Raw genomic sequence first — 24,611 nt, forward strand, 5'->3', positions numbered from 1 at the left:
TCGCGGCCAACAAGCCGCACCTGCAGTTTAGGAGCATCGTCCATGATTTGGTGTCCACCTGTTTTTGGTGGACACTTCATGCATCAGAGCACTCCGCTTCAAAAGGCGCATAGAAATTCGCGCTTACGCATCAGTCACACCCTGAACTGCTGAATTCAGAACCTCGCTACTGTCGGGAATTTGAGACTGAAGCTCTTGCAAGTTGGCTACAACAGAGTCCATCACCTCTTTTTGCCGTGGTGGATCAAGTCCGATGTATTTGTTGATCGGAATATCAATCCATTTTCCAATCGCTTCTTCGATCATTTTCTTTATTGCTGCCTCATCGAACTTAATCGGCTCGGGCATATCGGGATATTTAGTAAATGCCATGACCAATTCCTCCTCACTATTTTAGAGAACGGAAAAATATACCAAATATAACTCGATCTCTCAATGTCTAAGCCGAAATCTCCGAAACGAAGACATCGCTTCGATATATCGCGATACGACTGCGCGCATCGTTAGCGCAGCGCTATCATGGCTCAGTGGGTATCTCATAAACCGTCGCCTCATCAGCCGTATCCCGGAGCCCCTTATATGACGGATGCCGCAGCTTTCCGTCATGCGTCCAGGCACGAAATTCAATCTCGGCGACGAGTGTAGGCTTGATCCAAGCCAGATTCTTGCGGCCGCCGGAATATCTCACAGCAGGCGCCGACACGTTAAGCTTGTCCATCGCAGCGCGAAGCTCCAATGCCTGGTTTGCCTTAAAGCCAGTTCCGACTGATCCGACATAGACCAGCTCGCCTTCTTTTCGCGCCGCAAGCAGCAGCGCGCGGATATTCCCGAATGCCGAGCTGGACTTCTGATAGCCGACGATGGCGAAGCCGCCGCTCTGGATGCATTTGATCTTCTGCCATTCGCCGCCGCGGCCGCTGCGATAGGTGCTGTTCCGGTCTTTCGCGATGATGCCCTCGAGCCCATGCTCACACGCGATGCGAAAGAGCTTGTCACCATCCGCCTCGATCTCCTCGGAGAGACGAATAGCCTCCTCACCGCCGGCCGGGACTATCCCCTCGAGGAGATGACGCCGAGCGGTGAGCTCTGTCCCGGTGAGATCATGGCCGTCGAGGTAGAGCAGGTCGAAGGCCATCAGGACCGATTCCCACGATGTCCGCTTTCCGCCGCGGCCGCCGAGCGATTGCTGAAGCTTTCCAAAGTCAGACCGGCCGTGCTCGTCGAATACGACAGCCTCGCCGTCCAATATCGCTGTCGAGACAGGAAGACGTTTCGCCTGGGCCACGATGGCAGGGAAGCGGTCGGACCAGTCGTGGCCGCCGCGTGTCAGGATCCTGACGCCCTTCGGTTCGATATGAACGGCCAGACGGTACCCGTCCCATTTCACCTCGAACGCCCATTGCCGGCCTTTCGGCGGCCGCGGCTTCAGCAGCGCCAGGCAGGGATCGATGCGCGCCGGCATTGGATCGAGGGTGAGCTGATGCTGCGCCGGGTCACGCTTCTTACGCGGGCGGCTGCGGATCGGCGCTTCGGGTTCACCGAGCAGCGGCTGTGAAGGCTTGCGTGGCGGCTTTGTCATCCCCGCAGTTCAGCAGCAACGTCATAAAAAGCAATTGACCCGGAATAGGTATTAATCCGTCGCCGCGCAATAAATTCTATTGACAACGTAGTGGAACATAGCTCAACGCTACTTCGTTAATCGCTAGGAAAGCACGGGTGTTCCTCCTGTGCGATCCGTGTTGTGTAACTTGCCCCGCTTCGGCGGGGCATTTTTTATGATCGAATGTAGTATTAATTGATTTTGGCATTTGCTGGGCACGCATCCAGGACACATAAGCCCCTAAAAAGCGACAGAGCATTATTGACTCCATCGCTGACGTGAACATAATAAGAACATCGGCGAGGCGGCCGCCAATCTGAAAACTGGAAGTATGGAGACGGATATGCGCGAGCAGCCGATTGGCGAAGCCATGGTTGATGATGAGATTGGAGAGGTGCTTGCTTATCACAAAGGCGACGCGCAGGCCGCCATTGGAACCCTCCTCGCAGACATCCGTCACCTTCGCTGGCAGCTGGTATTGACCGAAGGCGCGATGGGCCGAGGCATGACGCGCGGCTGGCGGCCGACATACGATCGAGCCTGAACGAGGGGTTGAGAGATGGCTAGCCGACGAAACAACCCCCTCGCCCGCTGGCGCCTGAATGCCGATCTTCCGCACCACGTGATCATATGGTGGGGCAACTATGAAGCGGGCGAGGCTGCCCACGCCTTCCGCCAACGAGGTGAAATCATCAACTCTGCGCCGGCCATCGATCGCGCTTCAAAGTCCTATTGGGCGCATGTGGAGTGGGACACCTATCTTGTCTTTTGCTTTGGCAGCCGCGAAGCTGCAAGGCAGTTCAGGGACCGTTGGAACGGTCAATTCATCGACACGGACGAAGTGAGCAGCAAAGGCGTGTGGACGCCGAAGGAGGGCGATGTGTGCAATCTGTACCGGGTGATGAGTAACCAAGAGGAAATCCGAGCCATCACCCGCGCGATGGTCGACAGCACCGGCAATATGGAGCCGCAACAAGAGATCTGGCCGGACCGGATGGCGCCGATCGTCCGCAACACGCCGGCGGGCCGAGAACTGGCCAACGTTCGATGGGGGCTGCCGAGCTCGTCGAAGGCTCTATTCGACGCAACGACCAAACGCGCTGACGGGTTGCGCAAGAAGGGAAAGGCCGTCGACTTCGACGAACTCCTGAAGATGGAGCCAGATGGCGGCACGACAAACGTCCGCAATGTGAGCAGCAAACATTGGCGACGCTGGCTTGGCATTGAAAATCGTTGTGTGGTTCCATTCACGCGCTTTGCCGAGCCGGACCCAACGAATAAGCCGGAAGGCGGAAGGACGCCGAATGCGTGGTTTGGCGCGCCTGACGGGACTCTGATGTTCTTCGCAGGGCTTTGGGTCCCGCAGTGGACGAGCGTGCGGAAGATCAAGGAAGGACTGATCACGACCGACCGGTTCGCCTTCCTCACCACGGAGCCAAATGCAGTCGTTGCGCCAATCCATCAAAAGGCGATGCCCGTTATATTGTCCAGCCAGGATGAAGTTGAAACGTGGCTGTCAGCCCCATGGGACGAGGCATGCAAGCTGCAGCGGCCTTTGCCGGACGGTCAAATCGTCCTGTTACCGCCTGTGGCGACTTTGGCCGCGGCAGATCCGCAACTCACTTTGGTTTAGCAAATGAGCATCACGAACCATTCAACCGCACCCGGCTCGACCGTGCACTTCGAGCACTATTGCGAGGAGACCGGGTGCCAGAAGTGGGGCGGCTTCGGTCATAGCCCATCCAAAGCGATTCCTGTCCGCTGGTGGTGCTGGGAGCATTTCCCGTACAAAAACTATGAGCAAGAGCAGGCGCTCAGAAGAAAGCTCGAAGCTGCCGATCGAGATGGATGACGACACAGTTCCGCGCCTTGACCGCTGCCGCTGCGGGCACCAGCCGACAGCATCATATGGCCCCGTCTCAGTCATATCATGCCGCAAATGCGGGGAGACAATTACAGTTGAAACGGCGTTATTTTTCCGCAGCCCCGACACACAACGGGAGCATGGGGCCTGGCGGGCGGCGACCACATGGAATGAAGTGAGGAAACGGAGCTCCTCGATATGATTGCTGGACTGATCCTCTGCGCCTCGCTGACGGCCGTCGACGGCGACACCGTGAAATGCGATGGGCAGAACATGCGACTGCTGGGGGAAGGAGTTCCGTTCGTATCGGGCATCGATACGCCGGAGATCGGGAGCCACGCGAAGTGCTTGAAGGAACGAAAACTGGCGCTGATTGCTAAGGGCAGGCTGAAAGAGCTTTTGGCTGAAAAGGGCTTGAGGGTCGTCTTCAGCGGCGCGGTCGACAGGACGCCATCGCACCGACCGCTCATCAACATCTATCGAACGAACGGGGAAGAGATCGGAAAGAAGCTGCTCACGGAAGGATTCGCTCGCAGTTGGAGTCCAAAACTGAGGAACGATTGGTGCGACTAAGCCAGCCGACCGCCAACCCAACGGACCTCAGCCGGCACTGTCTTTCGCACTTCGGTCGCCGGTAAGCAGCGCCCAGATTCCGAGACTCAGTCCAGCCAGTGGGGGAATGCCCATGAGAACCCAAAAATAAACTGCGATTGGAAGGTCACGAATTCCGATAAACAATTCCTGCCCGACACACTTATTAGCAATGACTCCTCTGAAAGGTTCACACTTCCAGGCGTTGGGGAATAAAAAGAAAAGTCCGTCGATGAAAATCAGGAAGCTCAGACAGATGCACATGCCGTAAAACACGTTCCCGTCGGGACGCCTGAGAGACAGTTCAGGTTTCGTTTTTTGAACGGACCAAAGCAGCTTTCCGAGCGAGAAGCACACTCCCGTAGCGATAGTTTGGGCTATTATCAGCACAAGTGTTTGGTCGATAACTGGCTTCACTAAATAGACAGTGAGTGCAGCCATGAATGGCACCAGACCAAGCAGTGAAACTACTGACGCCCACGTAACCCCGTCGCGAGTAACAACTGCACGGTAAAGACCATAAGATGCCCAGGCAGCTAAGGCTATGGGGATGGGACCGATGGCCCAAGGGAACGAGAGATCAAGCATGCCCTGACTATGCCTGATTATATGCGTTACTCAACTTCAAAGCGGGCAACGTGAAACAGGAACCCACGCTTGTCACAGTGGTCCATTAAGCTGGGTGATGCGCTTCTTATTGACCTTCAGCACTGCCGCATAAGCCTTTTGGATAGATATTCGCCGTGCTCTAGCACGGATACAATCTTCGCGCGAAATGGCGGGGATGGGGCATGCGTCGGGGGTATCGCGTTCCACAGAAGAAATCGGTGCTGCTAAGGGCGCCGGGTTTGGTCATCGGTGCGGTCGCCTTTGGTGCGGCCGGCGGGTGGACCGCCAGCGACATGCTGGCCTCATGGAACGCATCTGGCGGCTCCGGGCTATCGTGCAGGATCAAGGGCAACATCTCCATCGAGACTGGCGAGCGCATCTTCCATGTGCCGGGGCAGAAATACTACGAGCAGACGAAGATCAGCCCTCAGTATGGCGAACGGTGGTTCTGCTCCGAGTTTGAAGCTTGGACCGCCGGCTGGCGGAAATCGAAATCGTAACGCGGAGATTGCCTGAATGTGAAAGGCCGCGTGCATATCGGTCGTTCTGTAAGTCTAAATGATAAAGTACTACTTATTGTCATTAAAGAGAATTTCGAGCAACATTGTTGTGCGGCGCCTAAGTGCGCAATGCCTTACAAAATAACCCCATGGTGCTCACCCCCCGCGAAAATGCGGGGCTTTTTTGTCGGATTGATACTGGAACCGCTATACAAGCCTCGGCGCCCGATAGCCCGACCTTAGTCCATCTTCTTCTCGGTAAGATTCGAGATAGATTTTCTTCATCCTTGTCGAGAGGACGCCAGGGAGGTTTTAGCAATGTTGCTGTGTATCCAGTCAGAACCTCCCTGGCAAAGCAAATAACACCTTTGTTGCCAAGCTGAGTTAAACTATGTCCAACGCCGTAGTGGAACTTGGTCAGTCCCTCTTTGTTGTCAAAACTTGCCCCGCTTTCGGCGGGGCTTTTTTGTCCGGCATCGTACCGGAACCACATTGGGACAATAAGGTTAACTCACCGGATCGCGGGGGAAAGTCAGTACCTTCAGTTCGCATAATGCACTTCCTCTTAGCGATCCAAACTCCCCAGAGTTGGGTCGTGCGGAGGCAATTTTCCGGTCCGCTCCCAAGCGACGCTCCGCACGGCCCGACTTTCTCTCACGCGTTGTTTTTGGCCAGTGACGCGATGATGGCGTCGAGCCGTCGGGTGGTTTCCTTGGACGTCTCCCGGTGCTCTTCGCGAAGATCCTTAATGCTGGATTCCAGGCGGTGGATGTGGCCGTCGAGATCGGAGCGGCGGACGTACTCGTCCCGGATCCTATTCAGCCGGTCATGCAGGACGTCATCGCCCGCTTCGATCTTTCCCGATAGCCGCTCATCCACAGCATTGATCCGCGTCTTGATGTTGTTGAAGGTCGCAAAGACGAGCCCACCGACAAACGTCGACACCGTGATTAAGGCCCCGATCAGCCAACGGATATCATCTGGCATTATTTTTCCCATCTGCGTTCGGGGTGGATTGACCGCCGGTCTGGCGGGCGTTGAAATCGTCGATATGGTCGGCGCAGCGGATCACCCGCGCGTTGGCGCGATCGAGCGCGTCGCGCTCCCGATCGAGAACAGAGAGCTTTTCGGCGCCCTCGGGAAGCGCCGCATGGGGTTCCTGCTTCCGGCAGTCATCTGGAACAATCACCGCTTGGGGCGCGGCTTGAGCCTCCCCCTGGGCAGTCGCCGCGATATTCAGCCGTCGGTCAATGCTTCCGGCGCAACCACTTAATATCGTCAGCATCAAGCAGGCAGGCGCGGCCAGCCTCACGTAGGCGCTTCTCATAATCGGCGATCTCCGCTTCGCGACGTTCGGCCGCTGCATCTTCGGACTTCAGGGCCGCGTCCAGACGTTTTCTGTGTTCCTCAAGGGATTGTGCCGCCGCAGCCGCGTCTCGCCTTTCCTTTGCGAGCTGCGCGGCGATGGCGTCGCGCTCGAACTTCGTGACCATCTGAGCCGTGGCCTGCTTGACCAAGGATGCGTCGTGCCAGGCGAGCCACACACGGAAGCTGAAGATAAAAAAAGCGATGATCCCGATGCCTAGGATGAGCCGGCCGATCTTGGACCCGGCAAACCATACGAGGACGGACCACATGTCAAAGTCCTGAGACGCAAAGCTCAGCTTCGCCGATGCGCTGGGCGTCTCCCATCTCGCGCCGCTTCACGAGGCCGTTCACAACCCGGCCCCCTGCCCTGTTCCATTTGGTCTGGGCTTCGCAGGCTTCCCGGAACTTCCCCTCACGGGCGAGTTCCATTGCCGTCGAATTGACCATGCCGCCGACACCGAAGTTGTAGGCGCCGGAGAGCTGCGAGGCTTGGACGCTGACCGGGAACGTCGTGTAGGCCGGGACCTTCTTGACGAGCGGCTGGTAATAGTCGGCGTAGAGGTCGTCCTCGAGGAAGGCGGCGCATTCCTCCTTGGTGAACTTCATGCCCTTGGCGATCAGCTTGCCGGCGATCCGGGTTTTGCCGTAGCAGATGTCATAGATCTTGGCGAAAGGGTCGTAATGGGCCTCGAGCACCATGCCTTCCCACGTTTCGATCAGGGCCTTTTTGGCGAGGATGACGGCCGGCGGGTGAACCGTCGGCGATGTGTCCTTGACGCTCTGCCATCCGCCGGCTGCAGCGGCGATGAGGGCAGCCGCGATCGCAGCCTTGCCGCGGTTGGTGGCGCTAATCTTATTGATCGGCATCGTCGGTTTCCTTGAGTTTCTTCTGCTCGATGACGCGGCCGAACGGTGAAAGCGCCAGGATGAGGACCAGCGCCCACCGGGGCAGCCACCCGTCGAGGAACGGCACGATGTAAGGCGCGAGACCCAGCAGGCCTGCGAGGTAGACAGGCCAAAGGGCCAGCGACCACGTGAGCACGCGGCGCTTGTTGCGGATCAGTTTCATAGGGGGTGTTCCCGCTGCGGGAGGAGGATCAGTCCTCGGTGACGGTCGAGGCGGTCGTCAGGCGAGGCGTGACGCCGCTGGATACCGAGATGTTCGGGGTGACCGTGCCGGAATAGAGGAGCTTGCCTGCGCCCGATGATGCCGTGCCGATGCCGAAATGGGTGATGGTGTTCGTGCCGGCGGTTGCGGCCGGGAAGACAATGTCAGCGGCCGGCGACACCGAGTTGTTGGTGACCGTCCAGCCGCCGGAGGTGCGGGCAACTGCGACGCGGGCATAGGAGGTGTAGGTCGCCTCGCTCGTCGTCTGGTCGCCAGCCTCGCCAGGATCTGCAGTGTGCAGCGAGACGTAAAGGTTGGTGAGCGGCGACGACGCTGCGTTGTCTGCGATGTTGGCGATGGCCGTCGCATTGAAGATCAGTTTCAGGAGATCATTCTCCCACGTGTTGCCCTTAGACATACGATGTCCTTTCCTTTCAAGGCTTGGCTTTTGCTGGGGTTTCGAGCGCCGTATTCGAGCGCTTGAGCGCTCTTATGAACGGGGGAACGCGGAGGTTGGAACGGTGAAGCCGGAATCGCTGGCGTAGCGGGCAACGCCCTTGGTGATGCGTATTTCGTCAAACCAGCCATTGAAATCAAAGCTGGTGAATGTCGGAACACGCCCGATACCCATGACGCCTGTGCCGTTCTGTATCGTCTGAGTGAAGGTGTTGCTGGCCACCATCACGCCGTCGCGATAAATGCGGAATTTGTTGCTGGCGTCACGATCAACCGCGAGGTGGTACCAGGCATCCTGCGTTGGCGTCCAAGAAACAGTCGTATCTCTAAGAGTGCCACCTGTATCCCTGAACCGGAACGTCAGTGAGCCGGCGTTGAGGAACAGGAACCACGACAGTTCTGCGTTCGTGCTACCCCACTGACCGATGTAGGCTTCGTTGGTACCGAAGCCGCTCGCATGTCGCGCAAAGAGCTCGACAGTGAACTGACCGGAGCCGAAGTCCCAGTCAGCGCTATCCGTGAGCGTGAGATAGTCACCAGACCCATCCAGCAGCAACGAGGAGGCACCGAACTTGGCCTGCGCCGTGTCAAGCTGAGCATTACCAACGAAGGTTATGGTGTGCGGCGAACCGCTTTCGTCAGTTGTCGATGTTGCACCGTCGGTACCATTGAAGCCGAGGAGCAGCTTGACACTCGAGAAGTTGGGATCGCTTAGGCTTGAGTCACCAACACCCGAAGCCGCCCCTGTGGACGAAGCACTGGCGGTAGCTGCGGCCGTACTTGCACCGACTCCAGACGCCGCTCCAGTGCCGGCGGCGCCGGCTGTCGCCGCTGCTGCGGATGCACCAACAGCTTGCGCGGTGCTGGTCCCTGTTGCATCACCAGCGCCATCACCGGGAAGCCCTTCTACAGCCTCAGCGGTCGAGGTGCCGGAGGCCGCAGCCACGGCGTCAGCGATACTTGCGCCAACTGCTGCCGCGGTGGCCGTGCCACTGGAGGCCCCAACCGATGCCGAAGCGGCTGCGCTGACACCAGTAGCCGCGCCCACGCCGGAAGCCGCGCCAACAGCGGCGATACTTGCCTGGCCAACCGCTGCGCCCGCAGCCACGCCGGCAGCTGCGCCTACCGATCCTGCCCCGCCGAAGCTGATGGTCTTTTCGGCGACATAGCCGCGGCCGACGAGCGCGCTGATCTGGTAGACCCGGAATGTCAGCTCATCTGGCATAGAGCCGAAGTCGGCGGTGATGTCGGCATCGAGATAGGTCTTGCTGTTGGTCGTTGCCGTCAGCGTCCGCTTGACCGTCGAGCCGTCCATGATGTCGATTTCGAAGGCCAGCGTCGCCTCGCCGAGCGGGCTGTTGTCCGATCCCGGCAGGATGGAGCCGGCATAGAGGCGCGAGCGCCAATCCCAGGACAGATCGATATCGGAACCGTCGATGACCGCGTTCAGGTGAAGCGGAGGGAACGGCATTTCCGCGCGACCGACGAGGGCATGCGATTCCGTCGGCACCGATGTGATCGGGAAAGCATCGGTCGCGGCCTTGTAGAAAATCTCGTCGCCGAGCCTGGTCACATCACCCGAGAACCTGACGTGATGGCCAGCCTGAAGCAGAACGAAATAATCCCCAGCCGCAAGCGCGTCCAGGAATGCCTGGTAGAAGGGCGATGACCAGACGATGTTCGAGATCGTGGCGATCTTGTCCGTGACGGACACGGTCTGGAAATAGACCAGGATCCACCGCCCGGCCTTGCCGATCAGCGCCTTGTTCCGACCCGTCAGCATTTGCGCCTCGGTGATCGTCGCCAGATCGTCCGTATCGCCGGACAGGATCGCCACCTCGAGCACAGTCGTGTGGTCGATGGCTTCGACGGTGGCATCGGGCGAGCCTGTGAGGGTCTTCAGGACACCGACGACAGGCGTCACCCCATAACGGGAGGTCACCACCCCATAGTTCTGGCCATCGAACGAGCGGTAAAGCGTGGCGCCCTGGAACGCGGTATAGCCGTAGCCAGACATCATCGCATATTGGCGCACAGCTGCGCCGCCGAGATCATCGCCGAGGCTGAGCAGCGGCGCATCGAGGTACAGGAACCGCGTCAGCCGTGATGGGTCGCTCAGGTCAGGCAGGTTGATGTCTACGCCCGCAAAGCTCGCATCGATCGCCTGCACATATTGCGTGACGGTCAGCTCCTGGGTGAAGAGCTCGCCCGAGAGATTGGCTTCGTTGATCTGCCCGACGATCGTGAAGCCCTCGAAATCGAACTGCACGATGTCGGCGGGCTCGAGATAGAACTTCTCCGGCGCCAGCGTGAAGGAATAGACGTCCAGCCCGAAGTTGGAGCGGTAGACCTTGGTGGTGACCGCCTGCATCGCCTGTTCTGACGACATGACGAAGTTGGTCGACACGTCTTCGACCCGGTCCGAGCGGGTGACCGAGTAGATCCCGACCGGGCGCCGGTATTCCTGATCGGTCCGTTCGAAATTGGCGTTCTTGTCGATATAGGAGATGCGCGCTCCGACCAAAGACTGCTCGTCAGAATCCATGGTCTTCTGGACGTTGAAATCCGCCTGCTCGATGATGGCGTCAGCATCGATCGTATCGTCCAGAGCGAACGAGCCGTCGCGCTTCGCCTTCACATATTTGCGCTTGCCGTCGGACGGGACGATCTTCACATCGAAGATGTTGTTGGCGTCCTGCTCGGCATTGTCGAGCGTCGTGTCCGAGGAATAGACGACGCCATAGCATTCGCCCCCAGTGAAGCCGTCGAAGATCAGATCCGATGACGAGAACTTGCCGCGATACTCCGCGAGCTTGGTGTAGATGTTCTGCAGATCGGAGGTCGGGATCGTCGCCTGCGGCAGCGTCCAGCGGGTCATGCCGGGATCGTTGATGGAATCCCAGGTCGCGACATAGCCCGTCGTCTGGTCGTAATAGTCATAGTTCGAGACGAACAGATCGCCGTCCATGATGAGCGTGGTCGACCCGGTCGAGAGGTCGATCAGGTACATGTCATGCGAGCCGAACAGCCGGCCGGCCGCAAAGCCCATGCGCGTCTTGAACTGGAACAGGCCGCCGGTCTCGTAGACCAGATAGTTGAGGCGAAGAAGACTCAGCCCGGAAGCGACGGAGTAGATCACGGCGCCGGCGGAATCCACCTTCGTCAGCTGGCCGTCTGCCTGATAGATGACGATCCGACCGTCCGAGAAATCATAGGCCACGCCTCGGCAGTTGGTGCCGGTGAAGACGGTTGATGCCGAGACCAGCCCCGCCTGGGAGAACAGGGCTTTCCAGACGACGTTGTCCTCGCCGCCGCCGACATCGGCGACGATGAAGAATATGATCGCCTGGCCGCCGATGACGGGACCGAGCGCGAGAGATGAGGTTTCGCCCGAACCGGCCGCCGCGACAGGGTTGGAGAACTGATGCGCGATGTTTGTGAGAGTGCCAGCCGTGATGTCGGCGATCGTCACCATCATCCTGGCATTGCCGTTGTCGATCGTGCCGAGCGCGTCGGAATAGACAATGTATTTGGTCGCCACATCGCTGGCGATCAGCTGCGCCGCCATCGGACAAGGCTCGAATGTGGTTCCCGACTCCTCAAGGTTGGCTAGAAGGGTAACGACCTGCCCGGTGACGGTGTTGATCAGGGCCATCCGGTAAAGGCCGAGATTCGTCTCGTTCAGGGCGCCGACGATATAGTCCGAGCCATCGAGCGACACCCAATAGCCGGTGTAATAGATTGTCGTCGAGTGGATCAGCTTGGCGCGGCAGACCTCGGTGTTGGTCGCGATGTCGAAAGTGACGACATAGACGTCTCCCGTCGTGTCGTTGAAATCCGAGGTGTAATAGTGGTTCCGGACCTTATCGATGGCGTTCTCATGCGCGCCGCCGCCGTCGAAGGTGGCGCCGAAGGTCAGCGTCGCTTCTTCATGGGATAGCGTGCTGACGGTTGCGACGGTCGCCAGTTCCGCCGTGAAGGATGGAAGCTGGTTGCCATAGGGCGCGATGTCGAAACCTTCGAGCACCGCATAGGAGAGCTTCGGCCAATAGGTCGGATGGCTGAGATGGGAGCTTAGCAGCGGGTCAAGCGCCGCCTGGTTGCCGCCATAGAAGCGGATCGTGCCGGGAAAGCTCCTGGTCGGCGCCTCGGTGCGATAGATATACGCATCGTTGGCCTTCAGGTTGATCAGCTGGACCGTGCCGCCGAGCGAGGTCTCGCAGAAGCCAAGAACGAGATTGACCCGCGTGGCCGTGTCGCTCTGGGAGACGCTGCCGAGCAGATCGGGATCGACGATGAGCTGACCGTTGACCGGGAATGTGCCGATCCCCTGCGGGATCTTGTCGCCCAGCGGTGACGGCAGGCCGATGCTGGTCTCGGTGCTGGTCTGGGTTGTCGTGACGACAGGCTCGTTCGACGAGCTGTAGCTGCCGAACCCGACGCCATACCGAAGTTCTTGACCCCAACCCGCCATCAGATGCCTCTGTTAATATCCCAACGCCCAGCCGCCGCCGGAGTCGTCATCATCTTGCTGCGGTGCCTGCACCGGAACGACCTGCACGACGTTGAAGGTTAGATCGCCGGTCGGCAGGTCCTCGAAGGCAAACCGCCGAGCGATATTCGAGAACCGGGCGCAGCCATTGGCGCCGGTCGACTTGTCGCAGCCGGCATGGATCAGCGCCGTGTCAGATGCCGCCACAGGGGCGCGCAGTGGCTCCCAGAGCTTCACGGTGTTGGTGGCGTCCACCCATCGCCGGACGGCATAGGAAAAGCCCTCGTTCTCGCCGGAGGTGAATTTGATCGCGCCGTTGGCGTAGAAGTCATCGATGGCCGCCGGACGCGCACCGGTGATCGTGAAGGTGAAGGCATCGGTGAAGGTGGCGACGGCAACGCTGTCCTGCCACGAGCCGGCGACATTGACGCCGCAGCCGGCTTCCCCGAGGTTCCACTGGCATCCGGGCTTATAGACTTTCAGCATCAGCTCGCGCTGCGCCCGCTCGGCTGCCCTGACGTCGAGCGTTGCCTTGCGGCTGTCCTGCGCAATCACCTGCCCGACATACCACTGGAAGCCGATCTCGACCTTCTCGAGCGACGAGTGGTCGATGACATAGAGGCGGATGCGGGCCTGGTCGAGCTTCCGCCGCGCCGCCGCATTGAAAAGGATCGGTGTCCCGTCATCGATCGGGAGGATCAGTTCGACAGATGGCGGGTCGCGGCCGTCGGTCACCCGGATATTGCCAATGTCGAACCCCGGCTTGCCGAGGTAGAGGTCGCCGTCGACCGTGACGTTCTTGCCGAAGTTGTTGAGGAAGATGTCGGCTCCGTCGATCGTGGTGACACGGCACAGCCAGCCGAGCGTCGTCACTGTCGATGCCGCAGCGCTCTTCAGCGCCGCCGAGGCCGACCTCATTCCAGCACCTCCTGCGCGTCGAAGCTCTGGATGGAGCCGTAATTGGCCGATTGCGATGACATCTGCAGGCCGGCGAAATCGTTGCGGAACCGGACCGGAAAGTAATATTCGGTCGGGCTTGCCTCAGAGCCGACCGTCACCACCTCGCGGGCCGACAGAGCGCCGGACAGGGTGATCAGCCCGTTCGTCTGCGTGGCGCCGGTATCTTCCGAGCCGTCGACGAATACCTTCAGGGTGCCGGAGGCTATGTAACGGATGGTCCGCGAATAGGGGTTGCCGCCGATGTCATAGCGTTTGATGATCTGCGCTGTGGTCTCGCCGCCGGCGGCCGTCAGGATCGTTTCATCGATCAGCTGATAGTTCCACGGGTCTTTCAGCAGCCACGAATAGAGCGGACCGCGCCGGCCCATGTAGAAGTCCAGCATCTGCCGGATCTGGTCGTCATTGAGTTCGGCGATGGAGAAATCGAACCGCCAGCGGGGGTTTGCCCTGCGTGCGTTCCGGCGCTCAAAGCCGCTCGATACCGTCGTAATGGCCGTGAGGAACTCAGGGCCCGAGGTATAGCCGACCGCCAGCTTGTCGGAGAGGATGGCGTTGGGATGATCGACCATTTATCGGCTCTGCAAGACTTGGAGGACGGTGCGGCGGATGTCGTCGGCCATCGCCTGGCGGGACTTCTGGTCGCCGAGATTGCCGTTGAAGTGGAAGTTCATCGGGGCGTGGATCGTCGGCTTTTCCGCCGCCTGCCCGCCGCTCCGGCTATCCGAGACCTTCTTGTCGTCGACGACGATCACCCGCTCGGTATTCTTCTTGAAGAACTCGACCTTCTGGTCTTCACCCGGCATGATCTGGCCGCCGGTCGCAAAGCCATGCAGGCCGGGGTTCTTCTGATAGCCAATGACGCCCGGACTGATGTTGTAGGTGCCATAGCCAATGGCGCCCGTGCCATTGGTGTAGGTAATGCCAATTCCGGAATAGATCGAATTGTAATTTGGCGAGCCGCCCGTCCCTCCCGAGCCATAGCCCGAGCCGAAGCCACCGCCGCCACGGGAAGAACCGCCGCCCGAGGAGCCATATGAGACGCTGGCCGTCGAGCGTGCCGCCGTGACCGCCGAGGCGATGCCGGATTCGACCGCCTTCAGACAGGCGAGCATTTCCGTGAAGTCGCTCTCGTATGTCTCGAAGTAGTTGGTATGGATCCTGAGTTCCTGCAGGGTGTTGAAGTCGTGATCCTCAATCAGGGACAGCGTGTCCCGGCCGCCGGAGAGGATCGATGCGGTGGAGTCGGCATTGGTGACGTTGCCGGCGCCGCCCATGGTCAGCAGTTCCGGACCCTTCTCACCGACGAGATAGGTCTTGCCGGCATCGGTCGGGCCACCGGCTGCACGGGCGCCGCCATAGCCGAGCGTCTCGTACATCGCCTGGTAATCGGCAGCGTCGATGAGGCCGTGCTGAAGGCCATAGGAGCCGTTGCCGCCCGAGACGCCGATCGTCTTGCCGCCGACATTGTACTGCTGGTAGCTGAAATCGGCATTGCCGCCATAGACGTTGACGCCCTTGGTTCCGCCGCCCGATGAGGGGACCGTATACTGCTGGATGCCGATCTGGATGACCCTGTTGGGGATGCCCATGATCGACTGGGAGAGCGTCTTGATGTTGGAGTCCAGTTCGCGGACCCGGATGCTGCCGTTGATGATGGCATTGACCCACGCATCGACAGCTTTTGAATCCCCGCCCATGGCCTTGAGGCTCGCTCTGACGAGTTCGAGGCTTTCATGAGCCGTCTGTGCGGTTATCTGGCCACCATCGAGAGCGGTGAACACCTTCTGGATGGAGGATGCGGCAGCTTCGATCGCTCCGGATGCATCTCCGATGTCCCGGCCGAACACGTCTGAGACCGGCGTCTTGGCTGCAGAGGCGAGCGTTGCCTGGATGTCCTTCAGTTCGGTCTTCATCGTCCGGAGCTGATCGCCCTGCTGTTCGAAGCCGATCAGCGACTGGCGGCGCGCGTCCATCATCTGCTGGTTGACGTCGACGACGGTGCTGGATGCCTGCTTTGCCGCAGTGGCGATGCCGGTGACTGCCGTACCAAGCCCGGTTGCGCTCTGGATGGACTTCGAGAAATCGAGGTTGGCGAGGTCGGAGAGACGCGACTGGGCGCGGTTGGTGCCGATGCGATCAGCGATAGCGCCGCCGAAGTCGCGGATGGGCGTATCCGACATAATGCGTTTGATTGCCTCGTCGCGGTCCTTCGCAACCTGCTCCAGTTCCTTGGCATAGGTGTTATCGCGCGGCGCGATCGTCTGGCTCGGCGCGTTGATCGACGGGATTTTGATGCCGGGGATCTTGTTGAACGCCGCGATGATCTGATCCACCGAATCCGACGTCGACTTGACGAGGCTGTTGAGTTCCTCAATGGCGGCGTTCACCCCGCCGACGAACGCGGCGCCGATGATGTTCGGAAGCTGATCGAAGACCAGAGCGATGTCATAGCCGCAGGCCCGGAAGACGTTGATCAGCATTTCGGCGATATCGACGGCGGCCGACGACAGTTTGTCGAAGGCATAGAACAGCGGGTCGAGCAGCGTGGAGACAGCGGGCCCGAAGACCGATTTAAGGCTATCCCAGATCGTCTGGAACGTGGCGGTGAGCGTTTCCCCCCAAGTCACGGTTGAGCCCAGGGCCTTCTGCGCCTCGTCGCGAATATGCGACAGGCCAGCCGCCGCGGCAGCGCCTGCGATGGTGGCAGCCACGCCAATGCGGCCGAACCTGACCGCCAGATTGCCAGCCATGTCCGCAGTCTCACGCAACGCCGTGACGACACCGCCCTGCCCCATGTAGATCTGCCCGATCTGGCTTCCCTGCTGGGCGGCAACCATCAGTGGGTTCATGCCCGAGGCGAGCGAGACGGCAATGTCGTTCAGCTGGAAGATCAAGTTGCGGCGCTGGAACGAGGCGGCGCGCAATGCGGCATTGTCCGCGATGACTGAGGTCGTGTGCCCCTTGATCGCTTGCATGGCTGACAGCGACGCCTGACGCTCACGCGACAGCGCTGCCGCCATTTCATTGGTCGAAATAGCCCCGAGCCTGTGCGCCTGGCGGATCTCGTCCTGCGCCGACTTGTAGCGCTGGATGACGGCGAATACCGGATTGTACTTGGCGCGCAGCGTGTCGAGCTGCTGGAACATGACCTGCGCCGAAGCTTGGGCCGACTTGGCCGCCTCCATCTGCGACTTGGCAAGCTGATCGGTCAGGCGCTGCGTTTGCACGGCCGCCTGCCCGATCTCCTGAAGCTCCCGCTTGACGACCCGGCCGCCGGTCTGCGCGCCGGTCGGATCGATGTAAATCGAAACGCCTCTATCCATCGCTCAGGCCTTTTGCTTCGGTTTCGGTTTGCGGGCTCGCACCCATTCAAGGAACGCCGCATCCATCTCGATGATGATTCGGCAGAGCTGCGATCTCAGATCGAGGTCACGCAGGCCGATCAGATCGGCAAAGGCGACGATATCGGCGATCAGGATATCGGAGAGACCGTCGAAAGCCGGCCTGCGGGCCTTGCTGAGCGTCTGGAAGGCTTTCCAGAACAGTTCGTTGCCGTCGTCGACCAGAATGCGCCTGGCGAGCGCTGCGGGGCGCTTGCCGGTCTCTTCCTCGATGCCCTGAAGGAATTCGAGTTGATCGCCCCACTCCAGATGCCAGAGCAGGGCCTCGATCAGTTTTTTGCGGCTTCGTCCTCCTGCGCCTTGCGGAAGTTGGCGAGGTCGCCGCAGTCTTCCTGGAAGAGCGCAAAGACGCGCCGGAAGGCGGTGGTTTCCATCATCGACACAAAGTTGTCGACGGATGGCTCGATCGCGTTGCCGCCGGACTTGGCCGTCGTCGACCATTTAAGGACAACAGTCGTGGCATAGAGCCGGATGATATCGGAGAACTGCTTCACCGGATCGACCTGCCCGAGCTTGGCCTCGCGCTGGTGACGCTGGGAGAGCTTAACGAAGGCCTGCGTGAACTCTTCGTTGTCGTCGCCGGCGATCTTGGAGATGATCGTCACATTGCCGTAGGGCGTGTCGTAGACGAAGGTGACACCCTCCTCGAGCGCGATCGTCTTGTCGGCGGGGATGAACCCATCAATCTGCATATCGGGATTCCTTTCGTCGGGAATGGCGGCCGTGGCGAGCCCGACACCCGCCACGGCCTAGCGCGCGCTATTTCTTGTCGGGAGATGCCTTTGGAGCCTTGCGGACCGCCACGCCCTTGCCGGTGAGGAGCTTGGCATATCCTTCGGAGACGGTAGCCTCGACGCCTGCCTGGAAGGATCGCTTGTTGATCCCGTCCGGATAGCCGTCGAAGTCCTGAGTGGGGATTATGCGGACGTCTGCCATCAGGAGACGGCCCGCGTGATCTTGATCGAGCAGTTGTCGGCCGGAGATCCGGCGGTCGAATAGATCGCCTGGAAATCCATGTTGACCATGACATCCTGGTTGTTGCCCGGTGTCGCCGCGTCGCCCGAGGTCATGTAAAGCTTCGGCAGACTGATCGTGTATTTCTCACCGGTGACCGAGCCGACGGTGAAGGACAGCGACGATGCCGTGTGGTTGTCGAGCAGGTCGAGGATCGCCTTGTTCTCGAGGTAGGCTTCGATCGAGCCGGTGACGACATGCTGGCCGAGACCGACGCCGGCGAGAGCGGAGGAGCCGATCTTGTCCTGTGCCCGGAGGTTGTTGTTGAGGTTGAGGCGAATGCCCTTGACCGTCAGTGCCGGGGAGATGCCGCCGATCGACAGCGTCGCGAAGTCGGAGGAGCAGTTCATTACCGCCTTGGTGTTGCCCGCGGTATAGGTGGCGCCGGAGAGTGCAGCCGCACCGGCGGAGAAGTCGCGGCCCATGACCGTCATGTTGCCGGTGACGATCTGCTTCGCCTGGAAGTTCAGGGTCGTGGTGTTGACCAGGCAGCCCTTGTAACGGCGGTAGACGTCCGTCCCGCCGGTTTCAAAGGTCTTTTCCAGCGTGAAGGCGTGGCGGTCGCGGCCGTTCTTCAGGACGTTCGACGCCCAGGTGCCGAGCAGCGCGCTTTCGAGCAGAGCGTCGAAGGTGCCATAGGTCAGTTCGAAATCGAAGCCGCCCGAGACCATGCCGCCGACCTTGGTGACGTCGGGGACGTTGCCGTCGGGGCGGATCTCGTTGGAGGTGACCGTCTGCTTCTCGCCGACGATGGACTCCCCGGTGAAGCGGAGGTTCTGGAAGGAGGGAGAGGCTGGCGTCGTGCCTTCCGTCACTTCTGCGACATAAGCTAGGCGGGTGCCCGAGGTATCAGCAATCGACATGAGGGGATCCTTTCAGGGAAAGAGCCCGTCAACCGGGCAGGCTGCTTAGGCGTTGTATTCGTCCCGTTCAAACGGGCATGCGACAGTTGAGATCAGGAACGGCGGTTCCTCTTCCCGGCCCATGAGGTACGGGATGCGGCAGCGGACGCCGCCGAAGGTGACGTTGCGGAAGAAGCCCATGAGCGTCTCCTCGATCGGGCGGACGGTTGCCGTCCCTACCCCGCCCGGAGTGGCGATCTGGAAGAAGATGACGCCCACATGCCGGACGAGGTTGGCACCGGGATTGCCGAAGCTGATCTGCTCTGCGTCGCCGTCGGCGATCCGGAGCCGCACCGAGGTCTGGCCAGAGACGAAATCGAACTTGTGGCCGTCATAGCCCACCTTCAGCGCCGCATAGGCCGAAGCTGCCCACAGGGTCTTGAACCGGCCTTCGATCGCCGCGCGTTCGGTTTCCAGGCTCATCTGAATTGGCTCTCGATTTCAGCAACGGTCAGCGCGACGACGCCGGCGGGGGCTTGTTTCGAATGCCCATTCTCCAGCCGCCGCGCATAGGGCAGTCCATTGGACACCCAGACGACGGTGTAAGGCACGAGGGCTTCGACAACGGCCGCGCCTCTGGTGATGGTCGATCCGCCGTTCTTGTCGAGACTGTCAGACGTGCTCATATCGGCGACGTTGACCGAGACGTTCCAATTCCCCCGGAACCGGCCGGTGTCGACCGGAGACTTCAGCACGACGCCGCGCAGCGCCTGCAGCGTGACCTTCTTCGTCACCGCCAGGATGGCGTCATCGGTCAGTTCATCCGCCAGCTGCCCGAGGCCGACGGCGAAATCGTAAGCCTTCTGGGCCATCAGTCCGTCTCGCGCTCGACGTACTCGTGCTGAAGCCAGGCGATGGCCCCGAGCATCTCATAGACGTTCTCATGCAGGCCGCCCCACATGGATACGCGGGCGCCATCCGAAGCGAAGCCCGTGCCGACGAAGCTCTGCAGATGGCCGGCCCTGGCCATGTCGAGAAGTTGTTCCAGCAGCTTCACCAGCCCTTCCTGCGGCTCACCGCAAGCGGCAGGCGTTCCCCCGTTCAGGCTGATCACGTTGCTCATGCTGCTATCACCAGAAAGAGGGTTCCGGCTCCGACGACGTCGCCGACCGCCTTGATGGTGCGGGTGACGCCGCCCGCCGAGATCGTGTCGTTCTCCTTCGGGGCGCTGGTCAGGCCCTCGAGGATCATCACAGTGTCCGAAGGCCCTGCGACATAGGCCGGGAAGAGATCAGCGATCTTGGCGTTCCCGACGCCCTCGACGGTGCTGCCGGTTGCGATCACAGCGCGGCCGGTGAAGGTCGTCGTGGCCTCGCTGTAGGCGCCCGTGGTGGCGTCATAGGCACCTTGCGTATTGCGGGTGACGGTGCAGGACAGGATGACGCCGGAAATCTCTTCTGCGACCGCGTCGAAGGCCTCCGCCGCGATGGCAGCAACAGTCGTGCTCACTGGTTCACGCCCTCACCAGCTTGCCGGAACCGGACGTCGCGCCAGGCTGCCCGGTGGTGAGGCCGTAGAGCAGCCCCTCGATCTTCAGGTAGCGATCGCGCGCCGACGCGCTGTCCATGTATTCCGTTTCGGTTTCCACCGGCCCAGCCTTGACCTTCTTGCGCTTGATGGCATTGCCGCGCGGATAGGGGGGCAGAAGATCGGAGCCGCCGAGGCTGATGATGGTTGCCTCGTACTCGGCTTCCTTGACCTGCTTCGGGATGGTGTTCGACGGGATTTCATAGCCGTCCTCGTCGATGACGCCCGTCGTGAAGGAAGGCGTCAGGTAGTTGACCGGCAGGTTCTGAGTGGACATCCGCGGCCATGCCAGCGCCTGGTCGCGATCGGAGCGAAACCCCTTCCACTTCCCGCGGTAGGCGCGATCGAGGTATTGCGTCGCCTTGCGCATGGCGATTTCGATCACGTCATCGGTATACACCGAGGTGTAGGTGAAGCCGATCGCATCGGCATAGGCCTTGAATTCGGCCAGCGAGGCGTAGCTGTCGGCGTTAGCGCCGCCCACCGTGGAATCAAGGGCCATGGGGTGTTACTCCGTTGCCTTCAGGGCGTTGTACTTCTCGAGGAGCTTCTTGCGCCCGGTCTGAGGATGCGGAGGCTTGCCAGCCGCCGTGAGGGCTGCTCGGAGTTCGTCGTCGGTCGGTTCAACGGGATTTGCCGGCGGCGGCGCCGGATTGATTTGGGCAGCAATCGCCGCTGCGATCTCTTCAGGCGTGCTGCGCGAGGCATAGCCCTTGGGCGGGTATACCGAAGCCGAGTACCCGGCTGCCACGTATTCCTCTACGGTGGGGCCGTCCTGGCGCAAGACACCGGTTGCCTCAAGCGCCGCCCTGTAAGCCGCCTCAATCCGGCCGCGATCAAAGTCGGACACGCATTCGAGGATGACGATGTCATCTGCCTTTTCAGGCTGATCGAAGAACGGAGCATGGCGGACCTGGGCAGCGTGCTTCGCTTCGCGGAGCTCTGCGGCAAAAGCCTTCGCCGCGGCGCCATCGTGGCCGTAATAGATGATGACTTTCATGTCGTGGTCTCCAGTGGAGGGAGAGCGAGGAGCCGAAGCCCCTCGCCCCGTTTCTCAAGGCGCTTAGCGGGAAGCGATGACGATGCCCGCATAGTCCTTGTAGTCGGTGACTGCCGGATCCCAGTTGGAACCGGTGGCGAGCGCCGTGTCGTTCGGGTTCGCGCCGCCGTTGGCGACGTCCCACTTGAAGCCCTTCACGCCGGCATTGAAGGCGTATTCACCCTGGATGCGGACGATCAGGTTTTCGTTGCCGGTCACCTCGTCGACGACGACGTCGTCTTCCTCGGAGCTTTCCGCCAGGAGGGCGTTCGCCGTGAGGCCGAGCGTGTAGTAGGTCATCACTGCCGGCGAACCGGAGGTGACGGCCAGTGCCGCGGAGTCGGAGATGACGACCGGACGGTTCAGCGTGACCGGCGTGCCGGTCTGGACGTTGAAGTTCGACAGGCCGTCGATGTTCGCCGAGATCTGCTGCAGCACGAGGTCGAAATAGACCTTGGAGTGCATGACCCAGCAGACGACATCGTCGGCACGGTCGCCGCGCTTGGCGAGACCGTTGACGAGGCCGGCAGTGGTCATCGTGCCGTTCGACGGGATCGTGTAGAGGACCGCCGACTGGTTGACGAGGGCAGCACGGCCGGCGCGCAGGGTGGAGTTCAGCATATCGAGCTGCTGGGCCTTGGAGGCCTGCTCGGCGACGATATCGGTGAACTCGGTCTGGCTGTAGCGGGCCATGATCTTGCGGAACGAGTCGCGGGTGTTGGCTACCGGACCGATCTTGCGGTTCAGCTTGACGCGAACGAACTCGTCCTGGGTCAGGGCAAGATCAGTTGCGGAGCTGGTCGAAGTCGTGTCGCGGCGGGATGCCAAGCCCGAAATCGACTTGAAGAAGGCTTCGTATTCGTAGTCGCCGCGTTTGGACGCGGACGTCATCACGATCGCGCCATTCGAAGCGACGTTGAACAGGTCGCCGTTCTGGGTGAGGATTTCGGTCATACGGGTCTGCAGGTACTCCTGGTAGACCTTGAAATCAGATGCTTTGCCGGTTGCCATTGTGAGATCCTTTCAGTCAAACCGGGTTTCGATTTGTCCGATCAGGCCGGCAGGGCCTTGTACGCTTCCAGACCGTGCTGATCGATGAAATCAGCCCGCTCCTTCGACGTCTTGAGATCGGAACGTTTGCTGACGCCGGATCTCCCGCCGCCTTTGTTGTCCGGGTGCTTCCCGCTCCCGCCCTGCCCGCTGCCCTTGAAGAGCGACGGGTATTTGTCGACGGCTTCCTTGACGAGGTCGTCGAAGGTTGCCATGCCGTCCTTTGCCGAGCCTGCAAGCGGCGTCACGCCGTCCGCGGCCATGATTGAGATGACGCGCTTATTGCCGTCACGTTCGAAATTGATGCGTGGCGAGAGGCGATCAGGCAGCAAGTCGAGGCCTTCTTCCGTGGCGCCGGCCTTGGTGAGGGCGGTCAGGAGCGAATTGCCAATCACGGCGCCCTTTTCGGAAGCCTTCGAAGCCTCAAGCTCCGCAACAAGATCCGCCTTTTCCTTCTCCCAGTTGCCCTGATGCTGCTTCAGGACGGCGTCGAAGTTGCCTTCCTTCACATGCTTCTGGCGCTCTGCCTCTTCGGCGGCGGCCAGTAGCTCGGCGATCTCATCGGCAGTCTTGCCGGTGCGCTGCCAGGCCTTGATTTCCTTCTCGTATTTCTTGCGCGTTTCGCGCTCGGTTTCGAGAGCCTTCTTCAGGCCGGCATTGTCTTCGAGACCGTCTACCGACAGGAAGAATTTGCCATCCTTCTCGGTGTAAAGGTCTCGGTGCGCTTCGGAGATGTCATCGAGGGAGTCGACGGAGAATTTCAGTGGCATGTGGTCAGCCTCTCGCTGGTTGATGGGCATCGCGCCCATGAAAAAGCCGCCTCGGTTTCACACCGGGCGGCGGTCGGGTGGTCGGGTCTGCCTGCTTATCGGCCCAGCCACTCCAGGGAAGGAACGCCGAGCCAATCTCTCGTCTTCCCGCTCATCGAACGGGTGAATTCCGCAATGAAGGGGCGAGCGATGCCCCAGGCCTCGGTGAAGGATTGAACCTCCGTCCAAGGCGTGTTGTCGAAGAAATGCGACTGCTTGCCGTCCATCGGCACGCCGCAGAGGATGATGCGGTCAAACCCGTGCTCGAGCGCCACCTTGACGGCGAAGAGCCCCGAGGAGCCCGATGCATTCATCCCCGGCCAGCGGTAGTCGGTGACGATGTCGACCGGGAAAGCCGCATTCCGGCCCTCCTGCGTATTGCCGGCGTGGGCTACGAACTTCTTCGGCCTTGCAAGTCCCTTGCTGTCCCGGTCCGACATCCAGAGGTGATATTTCTCGGGATGAAGCGAGACGGCGAAATCAATCTCGCCCTGGTAATGCGCCAGCATGTCGTTGATGGCGATGGTCGCGTCAAAGGGGCCGAACTCCCTTGCTTTTGCCAGATCATCCCAGGCGCAGGCCGCGCCACCGAGCACAAGCGCCGATCTCATTTGCGCGCCACGACGATGCAGTAGCCGCCGCAGGGAATAACCACGACCTGAGCGAAATGCTCCCGCACGCGGTGGCCCCACCAGACGGCATCCCTGACGGTCAGGTGAAGGCGTTCGCCGATCAGCGCGCCCATGCCGTCCGGTTCCGTCGAGATTCGGAAGTAGCAGCCGAGCCGCACCTTGCCGGCGATGTTCGAGAGCACAGCTTCAACCTTGTCGGTCGGAATATGCTCCATCACGTCCGCGCAGAAGCCCCAGGACGCGGGTTTCAGGTCCGCCGGCAAATCCCACAGGCACGCCTCGATAACGCCCTCTCTGAGGCTCACGAGATCAATGCCAATCACCTCCATCCCGGAAGCGAGGAACTGGTCGAGCGCCTTGCCCTCACCACACCCGAAGTCGATCACCGACGACGCGCCGAACGTGGCGATTGCCTCTTCCGCGCTGTCCTTACCCGGTGACCAGACGCGGTACTCCGGCCGAGCCCACATGCGCTCGTATTTGGCCCGCTCGGAAGCGGCCAGCAGATCGGTCATAGCGATGTCCTGAAATAGGTTCAGACGAGGCGGGTGAGTTTCCCGCGGGCCAGACAATGGCCGCAGTAGATGATCTTCGATCCGCCGAACGGCACACCGTCGCGGATCATCCGGCCCTGCTTCATTTCGAAGGTGAGCGCCGTAGCCACGCCCGTATCCTGCTCGCAGGTGGAG

General features: G+C 60.6%; 32 protein-coding genes. 5 read left to right on the forward strand and 27 right to left on the reverse strand.

Going from position 1 to position 24,611, the window contains the following annotated elements:
• Positions 1-123 precede the first annotated feature (123 nt).
• Positions 124-372, reverse strand: a complete 249-nt coding sequence (locus tag HJC00_RS09760) for a hypothetical protein (protein WP_221163906.1) — start codon at positions 370-372, stop codon at positions 124-126.
• Positions 373-517: 145 nt separating this feature from the next.
• On the reverse strand, positions 518-1,579 hold the full coding sequence (gene ligD / locus HJC00_RS09765; RefSeq protein WP_221163907.1) for a non-homologous end-joining DNA ligase: 1,062 nt from the start codon (positions 1,577-1,579) through the stop codon (positions 518-520).
• A gap of 364 nt (positions 1,580-1,943) precedes the next feature.
• Between ligD and HJC00_RS09770 the strand changes: the two genes are divergently transcribed.
• From HJC00_RS09770 to HJC00_RS09785, 4 genes are all read left to right on the forward strand, one after another.
• Positions 1,944-2,144, forward strand: coding sequence for a hypothetical protein (locus tag HJC00_RS09770; RefSeq protein ID WP_221163908.1), 201 nt, complete (start codon positions 1,944-1,946; stop codon positions 2,142-2,144).
• Positions 2,145-2,159: 15 nt separating this feature from the next.
• Positions 2,160-3,233, forward strand: a complete 1,074-nt coding sequence (locus HJC00_RS09775) for an SOS response-associated peptidase family protein (protein ID WP_311044166.1) — start codon at positions 2,160-2,162, stop codon at positions 3,231-3,233.
• 3 nt (positions 3,234-3,236) lie between these two features.
• Complete coding sequence (locus HJC00_RS09780) at positions 3,237-3,452, forward strand: hypothetical protein (RefSeq protein ID WP_221163909.1); 216 nt, start codon at positions 3,237-3,239, stop codon at positions 3,450-3,452.
• 210 nt (positions 3,453-3,662) lie between these two features.
• Positions 3,663-4,037: a thermonuclease family protein gene (locus HJC00_RS09785; protein ID WP_221163910.1), complete on the forward strand. Its 375-nt coding sequence runs from the start codon at positions 3,663-3,665 to the stop codon at positions 4,035-4,037.
• Positions 4,038-4,064: 27 nt separating this feature from the next.
• On the opposite strand, the gene HJC00_RS09790 is transcribed toward HJC00_RS09785, so the two are convergent.
• A complete protein-coding gene (locus tag HJC00_RS09790) occupies positions 4,065-4,496 on the reverse strand; it encodes a hypothetical protein (RefSeq protein WP_259669231.1) in 432 nt (143 codons plus the stop codon).
• A 350-nt stretch (positions 4,497-4,846) separates the two neighbouring features.
• Between HJC00_RS09790 and HJC00_RS09795 the strand changes: the two genes are divergently transcribed.
• On the forward strand, positions 4,847-5,164 hold the full coding sequence (locus HJC00_RS09795) for a succinoglycan biosynthesis protein exoi (RefSeq protein WP_221163911.1): 318 nt from the start codon (positions 4,847-4,849) through the stop codon (positions 5,162-5,164).
• Between the two features lie 654 nt (positions 5,165-5,818).
• Here HJC00_RS09795 and HJC00_RS09800 read toward each other — a convergent pair.
• The 24 genes from HJC00_RS09800 to HJC00_RS32400 form a co-directional block, all read right to left on the reverse strand.
• Complete coding sequence (locus HJC00_RS09800; protein ID WP_221163912.1) at positions 5,819-6,151, reverse strand: hypothetical protein; 333 nt, start codon at positions 6,149-6,151, stop codon at positions 5,819-5,821.
• Positions 6,141-6,449, reverse strand: coding sequence for a hypothetical protein (locus HJC00_RS09805; protein WP_221164034.1), 309 nt, complete (start codon positions 6,447-6,449; stop codon positions 6,141-6,143). Before HJC00_RS09805 ends, HJC00_RS09800 begins: the two co-directional genes overlap by 11 nt.
• A complete protein-coding gene (locus HJC00_RS09810) occupies positions 6,412-6,801 on the reverse strand; it encodes a hypothetical protein (RefSeq protein WP_221163913.1) in 390 nt (129 codons plus the stop codon). Before HJC00_RS09810 ends, HJC00_RS09805 begins: the two co-directional genes overlap by 38 nt.
• A gap of 1 nt (position 6,802) precedes the next feature.
• Complete coding sequence (locus HJC00_RS09815; protein WP_221163914.1) at positions 6,803-7,399, reverse strand: lysozyme; 597 nt, start codon at positions 7,397-7,399, stop codon at positions 6,803-6,805.
• Positions 7,386-7,601 (reverse strand): hypothetical protein, encoded by a 216-nt coding sequence (locus HJC00_RS09820; protein WP_221163915.1) that lies wholly within the window; start codon positions 7,599-7,601, stop codon positions 7,386-7,388. The genes HJC00_RS09815 and HJC00_RS09820 overlap by 14 nt, the downstream gene beginning before the upstream one ends.
• Before the next feature lie 28 nt (positions 7,602-7,629).
• Positions 7,630-8,058, reverse strand: a complete 429-nt coding sequence (locus HJC00_RS09825; RefSeq protein WP_221163916.1) for a hypothetical protein — start codon at positions 8,056-8,058, stop codon at positions 7,630-7,632.
• 72 nt (positions 8,059-8,130) lie between these two features.
• A complete protein-coding gene (locus tag HJC00_RS09830; protein ID WP_221163917.1) occupies positions 8,131-12,570 on the reverse strand; it encodes a LamG-like jellyroll fold domain-containing protein in 4,440 nt (1,479 codons plus the stop codon).
• A gap of 12 nt (positions 12,571-12,582) precedes the next feature.
• Complete coding sequence (locus HJC00_RS09835; RefSeq protein ID WP_221163918.1) at positions 12,583-13,506, reverse strand: DUF2163 domain-containing protein; 924 nt, start codon at positions 13,504-13,506, stop codon at positions 12,583-12,585.
• The gene (locus HJC00_RS09840; protein WP_221163919.1) at positions 13,503-14,117 is read right to left on the reverse strand and encodes a DUF2460 domain-containing protein; all 615 of its coding nucleotides are present in this window, start codon (positions 14,115-14,117) and stop codon (positions 13,503-13,505) included. The genes HJC00_RS09835 and HJC00_RS09840 overlap by 4 nt, the downstream gene beginning before the upstream one ends.
• Positions 14,118-16,871: a phage tail length tape measure family protein gene (locus HJC00_RS09845; RefSeq protein ID WP_221163920.1), complete on the reverse strand. Its 2,754-nt coding sequence runs from the start codon at positions 16,869-16,871 to the stop codon at positions 14,118-14,120.
• A gap of 347 nt (positions 16,872-17,218) precedes the next feature.
• On the reverse strand, positions 17,219-17,641 hold the full coding sequence (locus tag HJC00_RS09850) for a hypothetical protein (RefSeq protein ID WP_221163921.1): 423 nt from the start codon (positions 17,639-17,641) through the stop codon (positions 17,219-17,221).
• Between the two features lie 67 nt (positions 17,642-17,708).
• On the reverse strand, positions 17,709-17,885 hold the full coding sequence (locus HJC00_RS09855) for a hypothetical protein (RefSeq protein WP_221163922.1): 177 nt from the start codon (positions 17,883-17,885) through the stop codon (positions 17,709-17,711).
• Positions 17,885-18,826, reverse strand: a complete 942-nt coding sequence (locus HJC00_RS09860) for a phage tail tube protein (protein WP_221163923.1) — start codon at positions 18,824-18,826, stop codon at positions 17,885-17,887. The genes HJC00_RS09855 and HJC00_RS09860 overlap by 1 nt, the downstream gene beginning before the upstream one ends.
• Before the next feature lie 45 nt (positions 18,827-18,871).
• Complete coding sequence (locus HJC00_RS09865) at positions 18,872-19,288, reverse strand: hypothetical protein (RefSeq protein ID WP_221163924.1); 417 nt, start codon at positions 19,286-19,288, stop codon at positions 18,872-18,874.
• Entirely contained in the window at positions 19,285-19,677 is a 393-nt protein-coding gene (locus HJC00_RS09870; RefSeq protein WP_221163925.1) for an HK97 gp10 family phage protein, read from the reverse strand. Before HJC00_RS09870 ends, HJC00_RS09865 begins: the two co-directional genes overlap by 4 nt.
• Complete coding sequence (locus HJC00_RS09875; RefSeq protein ID WP_221163926.1) at positions 19,677-19,928, reverse strand: hypothetical protein; 252 nt, start codon at positions 19,926-19,928, stop codon at positions 19,677-19,679. The genes HJC00_RS09870 and HJC00_RS09875 overlap by 1 nt, the downstream gene beginning before the upstream one ends.
• Positions 19,925-20,314 carry a hypothetical protein gene (locus HJC00_RS09880; RefSeq protein ID WP_221163927.1) on the reverse strand — a complete coding sequence of 130 codons (390 nt, stop codon included), beginning with the start codon at positions 20,312-20,314 and terminating at the stop codon, positions 19,925-19,927. The genes HJC00_RS09875 and HJC00_RS09880 overlap by 4 nt, the downstream gene beginning before the upstream one ends.
• Before the next feature lie 4 nt (positions 20,315-20,318).
• Positions 20,319-20,894, reverse strand: coding sequence for a DnaT-like ssDNA-binding protein (locus HJC00_RS09885; RefSeq protein WP_221163928.1), 576 nt, complete (start codon positions 20,892-20,894; stop codon positions 20,319-20,321).
• 6 nt (positions 20,895-20,900) lie between these two features.
• Positions 20,901-21,392, reverse strand: a complete 492-nt coding sequence (locus HJC00_RS09890; RefSeq protein ID WP_221164035.1) for a hypothetical protein — start codon at positions 21,390-21,392, stop codon at positions 20,901-20,903.
• Positions 21,393-21,455: 63 nt separating this feature from the next.
• Entirely contained in the window at positions 21,456-22,442 is a 987-nt protein-coding gene (locus tag HJC00_RS09895; RefSeq protein ID WP_221163929.1) for a major capsid protein, read from the reverse strand.
• Positions 22,443-22,483: 41 nt separating this feature from the next.
• Positions 22,484-23,290, reverse strand: a complete 807-nt coding sequence (locus tag HJC00_RS09900; RefSeq protein ID WP_221163930.1) for a hypothetical protein — start codon at positions 23,288-23,290, stop codon at positions 22,484-22,486.
• 56 nt (positions 23,291-23,346) lie between these two features.
• Positions 23,347-23,901 (reverse strand): hypothetical protein, encoded by a 555-nt coding sequence (locus HJC00_RS09905; protein WP_221163931.1) that lies wholly within the window; start codon positions 23,899-23,901, stop codon positions 23,347-23,349.
• Positions 23,898-24,437 (reverse strand): bifunctional 2-polyprenyl-6-hydroxyphenol methylase/3-demethylubiquinol 3-O-methyltransferase UbiG, encoded by a 540-nt coding sequence (locus tag HJC00_RS09910; RefSeq protein WP_221163932.1) that lies wholly within the window; start codon positions 24,435-24,437, stop codon positions 23,898-23,900. The genes HJC00_RS09905 and HJC00_RS09910 overlap by 4 nt, the downstream gene beginning before the upstream one ends.
• Positions 24,438-24,457: 20 nt before the next feature.
• Positions 24,458-24,586 (reverse strand): hypothetical protein, encoded by a 129-nt coding sequence (locus HJC00_RS32400; protein ID WP_259672218.1) that lies wholly within the window; start codon positions 24,584-24,586, stop codon positions 24,458-24,460.
• Between the last annotated feature and the right edge of the window lie 25 nt (positions 24,587-24,611).

It is taken from the genome of Rhizobium sp. NLR22b, assembly GCF_019685295.1.
Classification (GTDB): domain Bacteria; phylum Pseudomonadota; class Alphaproteobacteria; order Rhizobiales; family Rhizobiaceae; genus Rhizobium.